Below are 15,839 nucleotides of genomic sequence, written 5' to 3' on the forward strand. Positions count from 1 at the left end.
GCCGGACGGTGGGGAGTCAGCCGGCGCTCGGCAGAGGCCGGGCGGCTCGCCTCCCGACCAGCAGCAACAAGCCGACGGTGGCGAGCATGCCGACGGCGATGACCGGCCCCAGGGCCGGGAAGCCGAACTCGCCGGCCAGCAGGCCGAACAGCGGTGGGCCGAGCAGTGATCCGAGGCTGCCCGCCTGGGCGATCACGCCGTTGCCGACGTCCGCGTGGTCGAGTCGTTCCAGCATCAGGGGGAGGGCGGCGAACGCGAGAGCGCCCACATATCCGTTCACCAGGGAGATGGCCCCCGCGCCGGTCAGCGCGGCGGCCAGCGGGGCGTCGCCGCCGAACAGGAGCCAGCCGGCCGGTACGGCGAGCAGGCCGAACAGCGCCAAGACGCCGACCGGCGCGCCCCGGCGCAGCAGCACTCCCACGGCCAGTCCGCCGAGCGCGCTGAGCAGCGAGATCACCGAGGTCATGGCGCCCGCGGCGGCGGCCGAGTGTCCCTGCCGGTCGATGAGGAGCGTGGGCAGCAGCACGATCACCGGAATGGTCACCAGCGCGGTGAGGCAGAAGGACGCGGCGAGTACCGACGGCCAGGTCAGCGCCCGCGCCCGGGGGACCGGCCCGGCCGCGGCCTGCCGCCCGGCCCCGCGCGGCAGCCGCGTCCGGACGAGCGGCGCCATCACGAACGTCAGGCCGGCGAGCACCGCGATCCAGCCGCGCCAGCCCAGAGCCGAGCCGAGCGCGCCCCCGCCGAGCGTGCTCGCTCCGAGGCCCACCGGGACGAAGGTGGCCCAGATCGACAGGGCCGTGCCGCGGTCCCGCTCCCCGGCGAGACGGAGGATCAGCACCGGGCAGGAGATGGTGACCAGGAGGTATCCGATGCCTTCGGCGCCCCGGACGGCCAGCATCCAGGCGAAGTCGCCGGCCGCCGTGCTCACCGCGCTCGCCGCCGCGATCAGGACCAACCCGGCGACCAGCGATCGATCGGCGCCGAAGCGGCGGACCAGGTACCCGGCGGGCAGCCCGGCGACGGCTCCCACGCCGGTGACAGCCGAGATCACCCAGCCCAGTTGCGACAGCGACAGCCCGAGCTGCTCCGCCACCACCGGCCCGACCGAGGCGAACTTGCCGAAGCTCATCGCCGCGACGACCCCGCCAAGGTAGACGATGACGATGGTCACCCACTGCGAGCGCTGCCGGATGCCCTCGCCTGGCTCCGTTGGGTCTGACGTCGGCCGAGGATCCACAGGCTCTCCTTCGCACATGACGTCGCGACGGTTCGGGCGGGGTGGCCGGACACGGGTTCCCGGCCGCGGGGAACGGCCGATGCCCGCGGCGTCGGGTGTCTGCCCAGCGTCCACTAAATCAGGCGTCGGCGTATTTTTCCGGAGCTTTCCAAGGTTCGAATATCGCGGCGCCTTCGGCGATGGTCAACCCGGTTTGCCGACGGATGCCGGCAGCTGCGCCCGGATGGCCGCGAGCCGGTCTCCGGCAGTCGATCGTCTTCGTTCCGGCAGTCCACTCGCCGGCGTGCGGCTCACCTCGTGGAGTTTCCGTGACCAGGGCGTTCCGCGCGCCAGGGACACTGCTCGGACCATGACTCGCGTTCCTGGCCTGAGCTGAGGCATCGCTGGCAACAGCCACACTTGGTGATCTACGGTTGGTCGGGCTGAGCTGCGTGACATGGGCTCATGGTCGGAAGCCGACCGCATATCGCACTGGGCGGGGTCGGCGCAGGCCGCCAAACACATTGAGCAAGTCGGATGTAGCAATGAGTGAACGTCGCGTGGGCGACGAGCGCCGGCAATGCCAGTAAATCATATGACAACTAATTGTCAGGAACATCTTGCTCGCCTGCACTCGGCATGATCTCCTTGCCCCCATCAAATCTTCCCGCCCAATCTCGGAGGTCGCGTGCGCCGCGTTCCGGCACTCATCACCGCCTTGACGGCCATGTCAATTCCCCTGTTTGGCGCTACTCCCGCATCCGCGGACCCCTCTCCCGCCGGCGAGGATCCCGGCATTGTCGCTCCGTGTCGGCCCACAAAGCACGATAGCCTGAGTTCTCTCGACGATATGACCGTAGTCGGGAAATCCGCCCCTGAACCGGACGCACCTCTCTCGTCTGCCACCCTGGTCGGCATCCTCGGCACCCGCGGCTATGTCTGGTAAACGGATCGCGGCACTGTTGGTGCTGATGTGCGGCATTGGCTGCACACCAGGACCATCCGCATCGGTATATCAGGTGAACTCCGCAGTCAAAGAGACGCCCTCATCACGCTCTTCCTGGGGAAAGTACCTTAACTGTGAAGTTGATCTGCCTTCCTCCTGGGAGAAATCCGTAGTAGAGGGATCGATTCCGACGGTTACCACGGAAGGTCAAGTGCAACCCACATCGGTCGGGCCGATGGCATGATGATCTTCGGTCAACTGGAAACCGGTATCGACAGAGCCACCGGCGCGCCCATCAATCGCGAAATCGTCCAGCTTGATCGGGATAAAAAATCCTGGTCGACCGTATTTCAAATGGAACGCCCCAATCGCGATCAGCAAGTGGATGGATCTTTTGACGGCCGTTGGCTTGTTTTTGCGGTGCAACATTCCCTGGAGTCCTATCACGACTGGTCGGTTCACGCGTGGGACAGCACAACTGGCAAGACCAGAGAAATAGACGAAGACGCCGGTATTCAAGGCCCCCTGATTTACGTCGACACGATTGCCGGAAAGGCTGTATGGGCTAAAGCTGTAACTCGCGACATCGCCGAGGTGTACCGGTACGACTTGACTACGAATAAAAAGTCCGTAGTCGCACGGGGCAGCATTGGGGCGGCATGGATCGTTGGCGACCTGATTATTTGGCCCGAGGCCTCATCGAGAGACGGATTGAAGTTTCGCGCCGCAGCACTCGATTCCGGATCGCCTGTCAAGACCCCGCGAGGACTGGACAAAGTCGGAAGAATCAAACAGATAGCAGCTAGCGGCTCAGCACTTGCATGGATTGAGGGTGAGTTCCGAACAATCCGCGCTTGGAAGATCGGCTGGGACGAGCCTCGCACCATCTTCGACGAGGGTCGCGACAAGGCGATCGACGACATCGACGTTTCGGGTGATCTGGTCTCCTGGCATACCATAGACGGCGGTCAGCCGGTGTATGTCGGAGACATGCGTACGGGATCATGCGTACGACTTAGCGAACGAGGCGGGTACGTCGAAACGGGAAAAGACGCCATGATTGTCGTCTACCCGGGCTCGGTCAAACAGAAATATGGCTCTTTCGTCCTTCGGCCGTCACACCTATCGCCGCTTCCTAAGGGCTGATTGGCAAATTCCGCGATCACATGCCGCAGATCGGATGGAGCCCGCCCGAAAGCGGCTCCCACTCCTGCTGTTCGCAGAGATGAACACCGAATCAGACGTTGGGACCGGTGCGGCCCGCGCCGGTCCTACGGCTTCTGGCCCGGCCCCAGCCGAACCGGGGATCGCAGGCACCACCCGACGCCCGTTCGCCAATTCGAGGTCAGGGTCACTCGCCGGCCGGAATGGCTGGAGATGTAGCCATGTCCCGGCGTCCCTGCCTCGACTGCGGCACGCCGACCGAGGGGATACGCCGCCCGCCGCACCGCAAGGCCCACGACGACCAGCGGTACGCACGGCGCGGGAGGCACCGCTGAACGCGGACGCTCCGGACCGCACGCCCGCATGGCCCAGCACTACAAGGAGACCGGCGCGGCCTGCGCCTGCACGAACTGCGCCGAGCATGAGGGCCGGGGGTGCGGACGGTCCGGCACACCCGACAACCCCAGCACCGCCGGGCACATCATCCCGAGGTCGAAGGGCGGCACGAACGACCCGCGACCTACCGGCCCGAGTGCCGCCGCCGCAACAGTGCGAAGGGCGCCCGATGGTGGGGAGGATGGGTAAAGATCTTGAGGATATTCCGGGAACAACGTGCGCGCGGTAATCGATTTCACCGCCGGAACTGGAAAACCGGCGGGAGTGCGACCAGTGCCAGGAGCGGGACTTTCGGTGCGACCGTATCACCTGCTGCCGAGTGGTCGCGACCGCCAATATTGCTGCTGAACGTGGCAATAAAAGGGTGCGGCGGGTGTGAATTATCCCCATAAGTACCCTCCAATATTTCACGCTCGCGGGTCAGTGAGCCCTCCGCGGCTCCGGCAGATCCCGTGAAAGATAGTGGACAGTTCTAAATCGTGGCGCTATTGAATTGATGAGGGCGCTCACCCCCGCGCTCTCGATGCGAGTTTTACGCAGCCCATATCCGGGCTTCCCCACCCCCCACAAAGGAGTCACGAGAGTGAATCCCAAAGTCAGGCCGGGCGTCGTCGCCGTACTGGCGGCGGCCATGGCCGCCACCTCGCTCGCGACCAGCCCCGGGGCCTCGGCCGCGCGGACATCGTCGGCCACGAACGGATGGAGCCCGGTCGGACCTACGTCGACCTCTTCCGCCCTCGACCCCACGCCGGCCTTCAGCCCGCCGAGCTCCGACGAGCGCAAGCGGGCGATCAGCAGCGCGGGCGGCGCGCTCCTCACCGACGCGGCGGCGCTGCACACCTCCTCCGACGACGCGTTCCAGCTCGAGCGCTCGGTCGCCGGCAGCCAGGGCCTCCAGTACCTGACCTACCGGAGGACACACCGGGGCCTGCCGGTGTACGGCGGCGACGTCGTGGTGGCGACCGACAAGCCGGGCCAGGTCGTCCAGGCGGTCACGACCGGCCAGCGCGCCACCCTCAAGATCGACCCCACGACCTCGGTCACCGCAGGCGAGGCCGCGACCAAGGCCAGGGCCAAGCTGTCCGTCGTCGAAAGCGTCGGCGAGCCCACCCTCCTCGTGCACGCGGTCGGCGAGCGGCCCCGCCTCGCCTGGGAGGTCGTGGTCACCGGCGCCACCGGCAAGGGCCCGAGCGTGCAGCACGTCTACGTCGACGCGAGGGACGGCTCGGTCTTCGACACCTGGGACGAGGTCAAGGCCGGCACCGGCAACAGCTTCTACAACGGCCCGGTGACGATCGGCACCGTCAACTCCGGCGCCTCCTACTCGATGACCGACCCGATCCGTCCCGGTCTGCGGTGCGGCGGCCAGAGCGGCACCACGTACACCAAGTCCATCGACACCTGGGGCAACGGGTCGGGCACCGACCTGGAGACCGCCTGCGTCGACGTGATGTTCGCGGCGCAGCAGGAATGGGACATGTTGCGCGACTGGCTCGGGCGCGACGGTTTCAACGCTTCCGGCGGCGGCTTCCCGGCCCGGGTCGGCCTGAACGACTACAACGCGTTCTGGAGCGGCAGCTACACGAATTTCGGCCGCAACGCGTCAAACACCCGGCAGGCGACCGCGATCGACGTGGTCGCCCACGAGTACGGCCACTCCGTCTTCCAGTACTCCGGCAGCCCCCAGCAGAGCAGCGACCCCGAGGAGGCCGGGTTGACCGAGTCGACCGGCGATATCTTCGGCGCGCTGACCGAGCACTACGCGAACGAGCCCGCGCCGTACGACACGCCGGACTACCTGGTCGGCGAGGAGGTCGACTTCGTCGGCAGCGGGCCGATCCGCAACATGTACGACCCGAGCGCCCTCGGCGACCCCAACTGCTACGGACCCTGGATCAGGATGTTTCCGAATCCGTACATGGCGGCAGCCCCGCAGAACCACTGGTTCTACCTCCTCGCCGAGGGCAGCGACCCCGGCGGCGGCAATCCGGCCAGCCCGACCTGTAACAGCTCTACGGTGACGGGCATCGGCATCCAGAAGGCGGGCAAGATCTTCCAGGCCGGCCTGAACATGAAGACGATCCCGTGGACATACGCCAAGGCGCGGGTGGCCACACTGAAGGCCGCCAAGTCGCTCTTCCCGGGAAGCTGCGTCGAATTCAACGCGACCAAGGCCGCCTGGGCCGCGGTGAGCGTGCCCGCGCAAGCCGGTGAACCGACCTGCACGGTCGCCCCGCGGTAACGACGTCACGGTTCACGTGAGCGGTGGCCGGCGACAAGGAGCCGTCCACCGCTCATTCGTGTCATTCGTGCAAAAGCGAGACGTCACGCTCCACGGGAAATACGTCGTCCTTTGTCGCGACGACGTCCCGGAGCGGGTGCTTCTCCGGCCGTTCGCCCATGGTCGGCGTGGGGGAGCGGCGGAGCGGCAGGGCCGGATTCTCTCCTGCGTTCAGCGACCGGAGCGGTCAGTGAGCCAGCGGGCGGCGAGCAGACCGGAGGCCGCGGTGAGGACCGCGGCGGCGACGACGGTGGCGTTCAGGCCGAGCGCGTCGGCGAGGACGCCCGCGACGAGGGCGCCCGCCGCGTAGCCGATGTCGCGCCAGAACCGGTACGTGCCCAGCGCGTTGGCCCGCCAGGAGGGGTGGGCATGGTCGGAGACGGAGGCGATGAGGGCGGGATAGACCATGGCGGTCCCGATGCCGAGAGCGACAGCGGAGAGGATCCCGGCGAGCAGCGGATGGTTCAGCAAGGCGAGGGCGAGGACGAAACCGGCGGCCTGGACGAGCATGCCGGTCACGATGAGCGGCTTGCGGCCGACGCGGTCGGCGAGGTGGCCGGTGTAGATCTGCCCGACACCCCACAGCAGCGGGTAGAGGCCCTTGATCAGGCCGACGGCGGCCAGGCCCAGGCCGTGGTCGGTGAACAGCAGGGGGAAGACGCCCCAGGTCAGGCCGTCATTGAGGTTGTTGACCAGGCCGGCCTGGCAGGCGCCGCGCAGGGATCGGTCGCGCCAGGAGGTCCGGGCGAAGGTCTGTCCCAGTCCGGAGCCCCGGCCGCCGGGCGGGGGCATGGGGTGCTGCGCGAGTTCGAGCGCCACGTGGGCGGCGGTGTCCCGGACGACGAGGGAGAGAGCGAGGCCCGCGGCGACGAAGAGGACGCCGATGAGTTCGGGGGCGGGGCGCAGGCCGTAGCCGGTGGCGAGGTAGCCGGTGAGCAGAGCGGTGCCGCCCACGGAGACGTATCCGGCGGCCTCGTTCAGGCCGGTGGCGAGCCCACGACGGGCGGGGCCGACGAGGTCGATCTTCATGTTGACGGTCATCGACCAGGTCAGGCCCTGGTTGATGCCGAGCAGGACGTTCGCGGCGACGATCCAGCCCCAGCCCGGCGCCCAGGCGAGGGCGAAGGGGACTGGGACGCCGATCAGCCACCCCGCCATGAGGAGCTGTTTGCGGCGGAAGCGGGCCGTCAGGGCGCCCGCGGCCAGATTGGTGAACGCCTTGGTGAGGCCGAACGCGATGATGAAGGAGAAGACGGCCAGGCCGCTGGTCACCCCGAAGACCTCGGTGCCGATGAGCGGGACCGTGGTGCGCTCCAGGCCGACCAGGCCGCCGACGCAGGCGTTGACGATCACGAGCAGGGTGAACTGCAGCCAGTTCTCGCGCAGGCCCAGCCGGACGGGCCGGGGCGGCGCCGACGTACGAGATGTGCTGCTCATGAGTGCGTGGGTCTCCGTGTCGTAAGCGAGGTCCGGCGATATTCCATGGATTTATGGAGTACCATATTCCATGGAATAGTGGAGAATGAAACTGCCTGAGCGTGCGGACTGGGCGAAGGGTCCGCGTCCATGACGGTCGCGCCCCGCGGGGATTGGTTGGGAGTGGAGGAGGCCATGCCGGACACGGCTGCGAAGGCCCGGTTGTACGACGCGTTCGCGGCCAGCGGGAAGGCGCTGGCCAATGGAAAGCGTCTGGAACTGCTCGACCTGCTCGCCCAGGGCGAGCGCACGGTCGACGCGCTGGCGAAGGCGGCCGGGCTGAATCTCACGACGGCGTCGGCGCATCTGCAGACACTCAAGCAGGCCGGGTTCGTCGCCACCCGCCGCGAGGGCGCGCGTGTCTACTACCGCCTCGCGGGCGACGACGTGGCTCAGCTCCTCGCCCTGCTGCGCAAGGTCGCCGACCGTCACCAGGCCGCCGTCCCGGCGGCCCGGGACGCATACCTCGGCCACGACGGCGGCCGCGAGGTCGGCCGCGAAGAGCTGCGCGCCCGCGTGAAAGCGGGGGAGGCCATGCTCCTGGATGTGCGCCCGGTGGAGGAATACCTGGCCGGCCACATCCCCGGAGCCGTCTCCATCCCGGTCGGGGAGCTCGCCGACCGCATCGGCGAGCTCTCCGAGGACACCGAGATCGTCGTCTACTGCCGAGGTGAGTACTGCGTGTTCGCCTACGACGCCGTCCGCTTGCTGAGAGACCGCGGCCGACGCGCGATCCGCCTCAACGACGGCATGCTGGAGTGGCGGCTGGCGGCCCTCCCCGTGGCCGTCGAGGAGCCGGCATGACGCACAACACGCCGCCGCATGCCGGGCTGACCGGCGGACCGGTCTACCTGGACTACAACGCCACCACACCGGTCGATCCCCGCGTCGCCGAGGCGATGCTGCCCCATCTGACGCGGTTCTTCGGCAACCCCTCCAGTGACTACCGCTACAGTGTCGAGCCCCGCTCCGCGCTGGCCCACGCCCGCGCCCAGGTGGCCGCGCTGATCGGGGCGCGCGCGGACGAGATCGTGTTCACCGCCTCCGGATCCGAGGCCGATCTGTTCGCGCTTCGCGGTGCGGTCCTGGCCTCCGGCCGGCGCCGGCCACATGTGATCACTCAGGTCACCGAGCATCCGGCCGTGCTCGAGTCCTGCCGCGCCCTGCAACGGCTGCACAATGCCCGAGTGACGCTGTTGCCCGTCGACGGCGACGGCCTGGTCGATCCGGCCGCGCTCACCGAAGCCCTCGACGAGGACACCGTGCTGGTGTCGATCATGGCCGCGAACAACGAGACCGGCGCCCTGCAGCCCATCGGCGAACTCGCCGCCCGCACCCGCGCGCACGGGGCGCTGTTCCATTGCGACGCCGCTCAGACAGCCGGGAAGATCCCCCTCGACGTCACGGCGTTGGGGGTGGATCTCCTCACTCTCGTGGGGCACAAAATGTACGCCCCGAAGGGAGTCGCCGCCCTGTACGTGCGCGACGGCGTACGCCTGGAGCCGGTCGTCTACGGCGGCGGGCAGGAACGCGGGCTCCGGGCCGGGACCGAGAACGTCGCCTTCGCCGTCGCGCTCGGCGCGGCAGCCCAACTGGCGGCCGACGAGCTCGCCGGCGGCGCCGCGGTCCGGATCGAAGCGCTGCGCGACGATCTGCACCGCCGGCTGGCCGACGGACTGCCCGGCCGTGTACGGCTCAACGGGCCGCGGCAGGAACGCCTGCCGAACACGCTCAACATCAGCATCGACGGCGTCGCCGGACACCGACTCCTCGCCGCCGCCCGCGCCGTCGCCGCGTCCACCGGCTCGGCCTGCCACAGCGGGGCCCACACCCCGTCACCTGTGCTGACCGCCATGGGCCTGGACGCCGGCCGGGCTCTCGGGGCGGTGCGGCTGTCCCTGGGCCGCTGGACCACAGGCGACGACATCGCGAAGGCGGCCACCGCGCTGACCGACGCGGCCTCGGCCCGCGCGGGGGCCACCGCGAGCGACCGGGACTCCACCCCGCGCGACGCCGGCATCACCGTCGACGGCACCGGCCTTCTCTGCGTCACCCTTCTGCTGAAGCTGCGCGACCGCATCCAGGGCGCCGCGCCCGGGACCGTGGTGCACATCATCGCCACCGACCCGGTGGCCCCGCTCGACCTGCCCGCCTGGTGCCACATGACCGGCCACCACTACCTCGGCCCCGTTCCCGGCGACGATCGTCCGGTTTACGCCGTCCGTCTCGCCTCGTCAGAACGGCGGACCCGGCCCGACCGGCCGTGGCATCGGTACGAGTCCGGCCATTGACCCAGGGGCCGCGCGACTGCGCGCCGCCTTCCCGGCCGACCGTCGGCGAATCGCCGTTCGTGGTCTACCGGGAGGGCGGGGCGCTCTCTCGCCTGTCTTGGTGGGTCAGGCCGGATGCCGGGCCGGGCAGTAGGCCCGGGGCGGGTTAGGTGAGGTCGAGGTCGATGACCTGGTAGAAGGCGTTGCCGGTATCGGCGACCTCCCAGACCGCCAGGAGTACGTGGTAGCCCTTGCGGTCGTTCGGCAGTGTGACCTGGTGGACGGTCGGGTTGTCCGGCATGAGGCTGTCACTCGCCCAGTACGGCTGGCCCGTGTTCAGGATCGTCATGATCGGGTCGGGGTCGAACTGTGCCCGCGCCAGGGGCTTCTTCGGATCCCAGCTGCCGCTGGTGAGGAAGTAGTTCCAGCGGCGGGTCTTGTGCGGCGCGTGCATATGCCAGGTGACTTCCAGTTGCTGGCCCGCGCGCGCCGGGTGCTTCGTCCAGTCATCCCGCGGCTCGTCGAGCGAGGCGGCGAAGTCGAGTCCAGCGCTCGCGATCTTGCCGTCGACCGGGGGCGTGTTGTTGGGGACGTCGTCCGGGGCGTCGGGGTCGCGGAGGCCGCCCTGCAGAGCCGGGAAGAACTTCCCCGCCTCCAGGCCGGCGGCCTGCCAGGGTTCGAGGTGGATACCGGCTCTGGACGGCGGGCTGGTCACGTTTCCGTGCCGTGCTGATTGTCCTCCGGGCATGCTTCCCCCTGAGTGGTGTGCAGAGTGTCTCTCGAGATCCGCTACCCACGGTAGTTGTACGATTACCCAGACTTTCGGGCAAGAAAGCCGGCCTCGCCGCTGCAACCGGACGCTCTGGTCGCCGCGATGGGGTCGTGGCCCTGCCGGCCGGTCCGCGACGACGGGCATGCTCGTGCTGCTGGAGCGGCTGACGCCGGCCGAACGGGTGGAGTACCACCCCTGGATACGGTGCGCCCGCTTGCGGACTGCACGTGGTTTCGAGATCGGGGAGAGCGCATGTCGAGGAACACGCAGACCGTCGAGGCCTACCTGGACGGCTTCCGCAAGGGCGATCACGCGCAGATCCTGTCCTGCCTCACCGACGACATCGAATGGACCGTCTTCGGCGCCTTCCATCTCACGGGCAAGCCGGCGTACGACGAGGCCATCGAGGGGCCCGGCTTCGCCGGACCGCCCACGCTCGAGGTGGTCCGCATGGTGGAGCAGGGCGACGTGGTCATGGCGGAGCTCACCGGTTCCGCGGTGCGCGACACGGGCGAGGTCATGCGGATGTCGATGGCCGAGGTGTTCGTCATGCGGGACGGAAAGATCGCCGAGCGCCGGGCCTGGGTGATCGAGCTGAAGGAGAACGACTACCGCTGAGCCGCATCGGAGCCGTACGGGCGCGGCGCGCGGTTCTCGGCGACGGCTTTCGGACGTCGTCGGCTCCGCCCCGCGTCGACGCCCGTCGCCGCCATGGAGAGGTCGCCGCATGTTCCTCCCGCCGTCCGGCGGCCTGGGGCGACGCCGGGGAGGTGCCTCTCTGCCTTACCTCGGGGGTAATCGACGTGCCGTGCCCGAGTCCGGAAGGCTTGCGGGATGAGTACTCGTGACGTTGTGGAAGAACTGCTGCGCCGGATCGCCGAGGGCGATCACGACCGCACGGCGGAGCTGTTCGCCGAGCCGATCGACTGGCGGCTCTCCTGGCCCGCCGAGGGGCATCCAGCGGTTCCGTGGATCCGGCCCCGGTCCAGCCGGGCGGATGTGGCCGACCATTTCCGGTCGCTGGAGGCCCACCACGTGCCCGAGCTGAACGGCACGTCCGTGACGCGGATCCTGGTCGACGGGGCGCACGCCGTCGTGCTCGGAGAGCTTGCGCAGACGGTGCGGGGTGGCGACATCGCGTACACCTCGCCGTTCGCGCTGCACCTCACCGTCGAAGACGGGTTCGTCACCCGTTATCACATTTACGAGGACAGCCTTACGGTCGCACGAGTCCACAGCGCGCACACGTGATCGCGGCCCGGAGCATCGGCGTCGGCGTCGGCGTCGGCGAGGAGCCTCGCCGGACCTGCGCGGATGTGGCGCACAGGACTCGGCGGTGGGATCCCATCGCACGGTGGCGGCGGGAACGCGGGTGGGCGGTTCACCTCACATTGCGAAGACCAGCCGGGCGGGGATCTGGCCGGAGAGGATGTCCTCGACGGCCTGGTTGATCCCTTCCAGGTCGCGGGTCTCGTATTTGACCGTCGTGCGGCCGGCCGCGTGCAGCCGGAAGACCTCGGCGAGGTCGGCGCGGGTGCCGACGATGGACCCGATCACGCTGATGCCGCCGAGCACCGTCTCGAAGACGGGCAGGGGCATCACGTTGTCCTGGGGCAGGGAGACGAGCACGAGGCGGCCGCCCCGGCGTAGGGACGCGTGCGCCTGCTGCAGGACCCGGGGGTCGGCGGCGAGGACGACGGCCACGTCCGCGCCGCCGAGGTCGCGGATCGCGGCGACCGGGTCGGAGGTCTTGGCGTTGACGACGTGGGTCGCGCCGAGCTCGCGGGCGAGGCGGAGCTTGTCGTCGGTGACGTCGACCGCGATGGTGTCGGCGCCGAAGATCTGCGCGTACTGCTGGGCCAGATGTCCCAGTCCGCCGATGCCGAAGATCGCCGCTCGTTCCGTGGGGCGCAGCCCGGAGACCTTGACGGCCTTGTACGTGGTCACGCCGGCGCAGGTCAGGGGAGCGGCGTCGAACGAGTTGACCTCCGGAGGCACGGGGACCACGTGGCTCGCATAGGCCGCGACGTATTCGGCATGGCAGCCGTTGACGCTGTAGCCGGTGTTCAGCTGCGACTCGCAGAGGGTCTCCCGCCCGCTCAGGCAGTAGTCGCACATGCCGCACGCGTAGCCCAGCCACGGGACCGCCACCCGCTCGCCGACGGCGCGGCCGGTGACGGCGGCTCCGACCCGCTCGATCACGCCGACACCCTCGTGGCCGGGTGTGAACGGCAGGGTGGGCTTGATCGGCCAGTCACCGTGTGCGGCGTGGATGTCGGTGTGGCACAGCCCGCTGGCCTCGACCCGGACCAGCACCTGGCCGGGCTGGAGCTCTGGAATCGGAAGATCGCGGATCTCGATCGGACGGTCGAACCCGGTGACCAATGACGCACGCATTGTCCAACCTCCTCATGTCGGGCTTTCAGCGTCCAGCCTGCGATGTACCCGCGGGGAGGGGCCTATGGGCCCCGTCCCCGGGCCGAAGGGCCCACCCGGCTCCGCGACCCACGATCACGCGCCGCCCAGCTCATGTGTCTGTGGTCTCGATCGGCGGCCGAACGCCGGGCGGACACTGCGACGGTGCCGCTCGGGCAGGTGGGGAGCGCGTCCGCGGGCCCGCCCCGGGCCGTCTCACGGCCAGGCGCGGAGCGCGATCTCGGCGACCCGATCAAGTTCGGCGCGCGTGACACCGTCGCGCGCGGCCTGGGCGAGCCCGGTGAGAGCGGACATGGTGTAGCGGCCGAGAGCGCGCGGGTCGATGCCGGCGGGGAGGCGGCCGGCATCGATGTCGGCGCGGATCTTGGCCGCGAACGCGTCGACCTTGCTGTCGCGTATCCGCCTGAGGTGCTCGATGATCTCAGTGCTGGCGGTGCCGGCATCCCCGCTGACGATGAGGCATCCGGTCGGCAGGTCGCGGCGGGTGTAGCGTTCCGGCGCCTCGGCGAACACCCGAGCCGCGGCGCCCTTGGCGGTGGGTTCGTCGGCGAGGGCGCGGTCGATGAATCCGCCGTACCTCTCGTCGTAGACCCGCAGCGCCTCCGTGAACAGCTGCTGCTTGTCGCCGAAGGCGCTGTAGAGGCTGGGGGCGCCGATGCCGAGTTCCTCGGTGAGGTCCCGCACCGAGGTGGCCTCGTAGCCGCGTCGCCAGAACAGCCGGATGGCCTTGTCCAGTGCCGCGTCCCGGTCGAACGAGCGGGGACGTCCCCGTGTCGCTGTCACCATGACCCAATTTTATAGCGATCGATAGAAAAGGTGCTATGTTCACTTCTGTAACGACCGCTAGAAAAATGGGGTTCTGTCATGGGTTCGTTGGCGGGGAAGACCGCGTTGGTGACCGGTGCGGGGAGGGGGATCGGCCGGGCGATCGCGTTGCGGTTGGCGCGCGACGGTGCCCGGGTGGGGGTGCACTACGGCAGCAGTGCCGACGGAGCGGCCCAGACGGTCGCCGCGATCGCGGATGCGGGCGGTGACGCGTTCGCGATCCAGGCCGCCCTCGGGACGCCGGGGGACGCGGCGGCGTTGTGGGCCGCCGTCGACGAGCACGCCGACGGGGTGGACATTCTGGTCAACAACGCCGGGATCCTCGGCGGACGCATGCCGTACGCCGATGTGGACGAGGCGATCTACGACCAGATCTTCGCGATCAACACCAAGGCGCCGTTCTTTGTGATCCGGCACGGTCTGTCGCGGCTGCGGGACGGGGGGCGGATCGTCAACATCTCGACCCGGTTCACCCACGGTGCCCGGAACCCGGAGCTGGCGGCGTACGCGATGTCGAAGGCCGCGCTCGACTCACTCACGGCGACGCTGGCCAAGGAGCTCGGCCCGCGCGGGATCACCGTGAACGCGGTCGGGCCGGGCGCGACCGACACGGACATGAACGCCGCCCGGTTGTCGACCGAGGAAGGCCGTGCCGCGGTCGCCGCGCTGTCGCCGCTGAACCGGGTGGCCCAGGCCGCCGACATCGCCGACATCGTGGCGTTCCTGGCGTCCGATGACGCCCGCTGGGTGACGGGGCAGTGGATCGATGGCAGTGGCGGGTCGATGCTCTGATGCCGATCGCCGTCATCATCATCGGTTTCGCGATCTTCGCGCAGGGCACCAGCGAGCTGATGCTCGCCGGGCTGCTGCCCGAGATCGCCTCCGACCTGGGCATCACCATCCCGCAAGCCGGTCTGCTGATCTCCGGGTTCGCGCTCGGCATGCTGGTCGGCGCGCCGGCGCTCGCGGTCGTCACACTGCGTTGGCCGCGTCGCCGCGCCATGCTGGCGTTCCTTGCGATCTTCATCCTCGCTCACGTGGCGGGGGCGGTGACCGCGAGTTATGCCATGTTGTTCGCCAGCCGGTTCATCGGCGCTTTCGTCTACGCCGGCTTCTGGGCGGTCGGTGGCAGCACCGCGATGGCGCTGGTGCCGGAGAACCGCCGGGGCCGGGCGATGAGCGTCGTCGCCGGAGGGCTGACCGTCGCCACGGTGATCGGCCTCCCGGCGGGGACCTGGATCGGACAACATCTGGGATGGCGGGGAGCGTTCTGGGCCGTCGCCGTGCTGTCCGTCCTGGCCATGGCCGCCGTCCTCGTCAAGGTTCCCGACCTGCGGCCCGACCGGCCGCCGCAGGTCCGCGACGAACTGCGCGGACTGGCCACGCCACGGCTGTGGCTGTCGTACGCGATGACGGCGGGCTCGACCGCCGCGCTGCTGGGCACCTTCTCCTACCTCGGCGCCATGCTGATCGAGGTCACCGGGCTGGACGCGCGCTGGGTGCCGGCGGTGCTGCTCACCTATGGTGTCGGAGCCCTGGTCGGGGTCGTGATCGGAGGACGCGCCGCCGACGCCCGGCCGTTGAGGGTGCTGGCTGCCGGCTTCACGGGGGTGCTGGCGACGTCGATCCTCCTGGCGTTGACCGCGCGCCACATCGTCCCGGTGGTGATCGTGGTGTTCCTGCTCGGGCTCGCCGGGTTCGGCGCCAACCCGGCTCTCAATTCGCGCGTCTTCGGGCTCGCCCCGGCGGCGCCGACCCTGGCGGTGGCCGGGAACACCGCCGCCTTCAACGTGGGCATCAGCGTCGGCCCGTGGCTCGGCGGGATCGCGCTCACGGCGGGGCTCGGCTACCCCGCCGTGCCCTGGATCGGCGCCGGCCTCGCCGTACTGGCCCTGGCGCTCCTCGGGGTCGAGGCGATGGGCCGGATCGGTCCGCGCGGTTCCATGGCGCGTCGTGAAGATCCACGATGCTCGGCCGCCGCCTGACCGCGTGTCCACGGGCGGTTCCATCGCCGTCGTCGGGGCGCGGCTCCACGTGATGGCTGTGGCGACGCG

Annotated in this window: 13 protein-coding genes; 8 read left to right on the forward strand and 5 right to left on the reverse strand. The window is 69.3% G+C overall.

Annotation, left to right across the window (positions count from 1 at the left end):
* Positions 1–16: 16 nt before the first annotated feature.
* Entirely contained in the window at positions 17–1,240 is a 1,224-nt protein-coding gene (locus tag AWQ71_RS27275) for an MFS transporter (RefSeq protein ID WP_169806639.1), read from the reverse strand.
* Between the two features lie 1,165 nt (positions 1,241–2,405).
* Here AWQ71_RS27275 and AWQ71_RS41980 point away from each other — a divergent pair.
* Positions 2,406–3,311, forward strand: a complete 906-nt coding sequence (locus tag AWQ71_RS41980) for a hypothetical protein (RefSeq protein WP_157570597.1) — start codon at positions 2,406–2,408, stop codon at positions 3,309–3,311.
* A gap of 997 nt (positions 3,312–4,308) precedes the next feature.
* On the forward strand, positions 4,309–5,967 hold the full coding sequence (locus AWQ71_RS27280) for a M4 family metallopeptidase (RefSeq protein ID WP_067138077.1): 1,659 nt from the start codon (positions 4,309–4,311) through the stop codon (positions 5,965–5,967).
* A gap of 210 nt (positions 5,968–6,177) precedes the next feature.
* Here the strand turns inward: AWQ71_RS27280 and AWQ71_RS27285 are convergent, their stop codons facing one another.
* On the reverse strand, positions 6,178–7,443 hold the full coding sequence (locus AWQ71_RS27285) for an MFS transporter (RefSeq protein WP_067138079.1): 1,266 nt from the start codon (positions 7,441–7,443) through the stop codon (positions 6,178–6,180).
* A 174-nt stretch (positions 7,444–7,617) separates the two neighbouring features.
* On the opposite strand from AWQ71_RS27285, the gene AWQ71_RS27290 reads away from it, so the two are divergent.
* A complete protein-coding gene (locus AWQ71_RS27290) occupies positions 7,618–8,286 on the forward strand; it encodes an ArsR/SmtB family transcription factor (protein WP_067138202.1) in 669 nt (222 codons plus the stop codon).
* The gene (locus AWQ71_RS43990) at positions 8,283–9,773 is read left to right on the forward strand and encodes a cysteine desulfurase/sulfurtransferase TusA family protein (RefSeq protein WP_169806640.1); all 1,491 of its coding nucleotides are present in this window, start codon (positions 8,283–8,285) and stop codon (positions 9,771–9,773) included. Before AWQ71_RS27290 ends, AWQ71_RS43990 begins: the two co-directional genes overlap by 4 nt.
* 145 nt (positions 9,774–9,918) lie before the next feature.
* On the opposite strand, the gene AWQ71_RS27300 is transcribed toward AWQ71_RS43990, so the two are convergent.
* Positions 9,919–10,467 (reverse strand): lytic polysaccharide monooxygenase auxiliary activity family 9 protein, encoded by a 549-nt coding sequence (locus AWQ71_RS27300; protein WP_218001981.1) that lies wholly within the window; start codon positions 10,465–10,467, stop codon positions 9,919–9,921.
* Between the two features lie 309 nt (positions 10,468–10,776).
* On the opposite strand from AWQ71_RS27300, the gene AWQ71_RS27305 reads away from it, so the two are divergent.
* The gene (locus tag AWQ71_RS27305) at positions 10,777–11,142 is read left to right on the forward strand and encodes a nuclear transport factor 2 family protein (RefSeq protein ID WP_067138083.1); all 366 of its coding nucleotides are present in this window, start codon (positions 10,777–10,779) and stop codon (positions 11,140–11,142) included.
* 216 nt (positions 11,143–11,358) lie between these two features.
* The gene (locus tag AWQ71_RS27310) at positions 11,359–11,775 is read left to right on the forward strand and encodes a nuclear transport factor 2 family protein (protein WP_067138086.1); all 417 of its coding nucleotides are present in this window, start codon (positions 11,359–11,361) and stop codon (positions 11,773–11,775) included.
* Positions 11,776–11,910: 135 nt separating this feature from the next.
* Here AWQ71_RS27310 and AWQ71_RS27315 read toward each other — a convergent pair whose 3' ends face one another.
* Both AWQ71_RS27315 and AWQ71_RS27320 read right to left on the reverse strand, forming a co-directional pair.
* Positions 11,911–12,921 carry a zinc-dependent alcohol dehydrogenase gene (locus AWQ71_RS27315; protein ID WP_067138088.1) on the reverse strand — a complete coding sequence of 337 codons (1,011 nt, stop codon included), beginning with the start codon at positions 12,919–12,921 and terminating at the stop codon, positions 11,911–11,913.
* Positions 12,922–13,155: 234 nt separating this feature from the next.
* A complete protein-coding gene (locus tag AWQ71_RS27320; RefSeq protein WP_067138090.1) occupies positions 13,156–13,746 on the reverse strand; it encodes a TetR/AcrR family transcriptional regulator in 591 nt (196 codons plus the stop codon).
* A 78-nt stretch (positions 13,747–13,824) separates the two neighbouring features.
* On the opposite strand from AWQ71_RS27320, the gene AWQ71_RS27325 reads away from it, so the two are divergent.
* On the forward strand, positions 13,825–14,577 hold the full coding sequence (locus tag AWQ71_RS27325) for an SDR family oxidoreductase (protein ID WP_067138092.1): 753 nt from the start codon (positions 13,825–13,827) through the stop codon (positions 14,575–14,577).
* Positions 14,544–15,770, forward strand: a complete 1,227-nt coding sequence (locus AWQ71_RS27330; protein ID WP_245658496.1) for a Cmx/CmrA family chloramphenicol efflux MFS transporter — start codon at positions 14,544–14,546, stop codon at positions 15,768–15,770. The genes AWQ71_RS27325 and AWQ71_RS27330 overlap by 34 nt, the downstream gene beginning before the upstream one ends.
* Positions 15,771–15,839 lie beyond the last annotated feature (69 nt).

It is taken from the genome of Microtetraspora malaysiensis, from assembly GCF_001528665.1.
Lineage (GTDB): Bacteria > Actinomycetota > Actinomycetes > Streptosporangiales > Streptosporangiaceae > Microtetraspora_A > Microtetraspora_A malaysiensis.

Coding starts and splice junctions, on each gene's coding strand:
- AWQ71_RS43990 (WP_169806640.1), top strand. CDS start 8,283: ATGACGCACAACACGCCGCCGCATGCCGGGCTGACCGGCGGACCGGTC.
- AWQ71_RS27320 (WP_067138090.1), bottom strand. CDS start 13,746: ATGGTGACAGCGACACGGGGACGTCCCCGCTCGTTCGACCGGGACGCG.
- AWQ71_RS41980 (WP_157570597.1), top strand. CDS start 2,406: ATGATGATCTTCGGTCAACTGGAAACCGGTATCGACAGAGCCACCGGC.
- AWQ71_RS27290 (WP_067138202.1), top strand. CDS start 7,618: ATGCCGGACACGGCTGCGAAGGCCCGGTTGTACGACGCGTTCGCGGCC.
- AWQ71_RS27305 (WP_067138083.1), top strand. CDS start 10,777: ATGTCGAGGAACACGCAGACCGTCGAGGCCTACCTGGACGGCTTCCGC.
- AWQ71_RS27315 (WP_067138088.1), bottom strand. CDS start 12,921: ATGCGTGCGTCATTGGTCACCGGGTTCGACCGTCCGATCGAGATCCGC.
- AWQ71_RS27310 (WP_067138086.1), top strand. CDS start 11,359: ATGAGTACTCGTGACGTTGTGGAAGAACTGCTGCGCCGGATCGCCGAG.
- AWQ71_RS27325 (WP_067138092.1), top strand. CDS start 13,825: ATGGGTTCGTTGGCGGGGAAGACCGCGTTGGTGACCGGTGCGGGGAGG.
- AWQ71_RS27285 (WP_067138079.1), bottom strand. CDS start 7,443: ATGAGCAGCACATCTCGTACGTCGGCGCCGCCCCGGCCCGTCCGGCTG.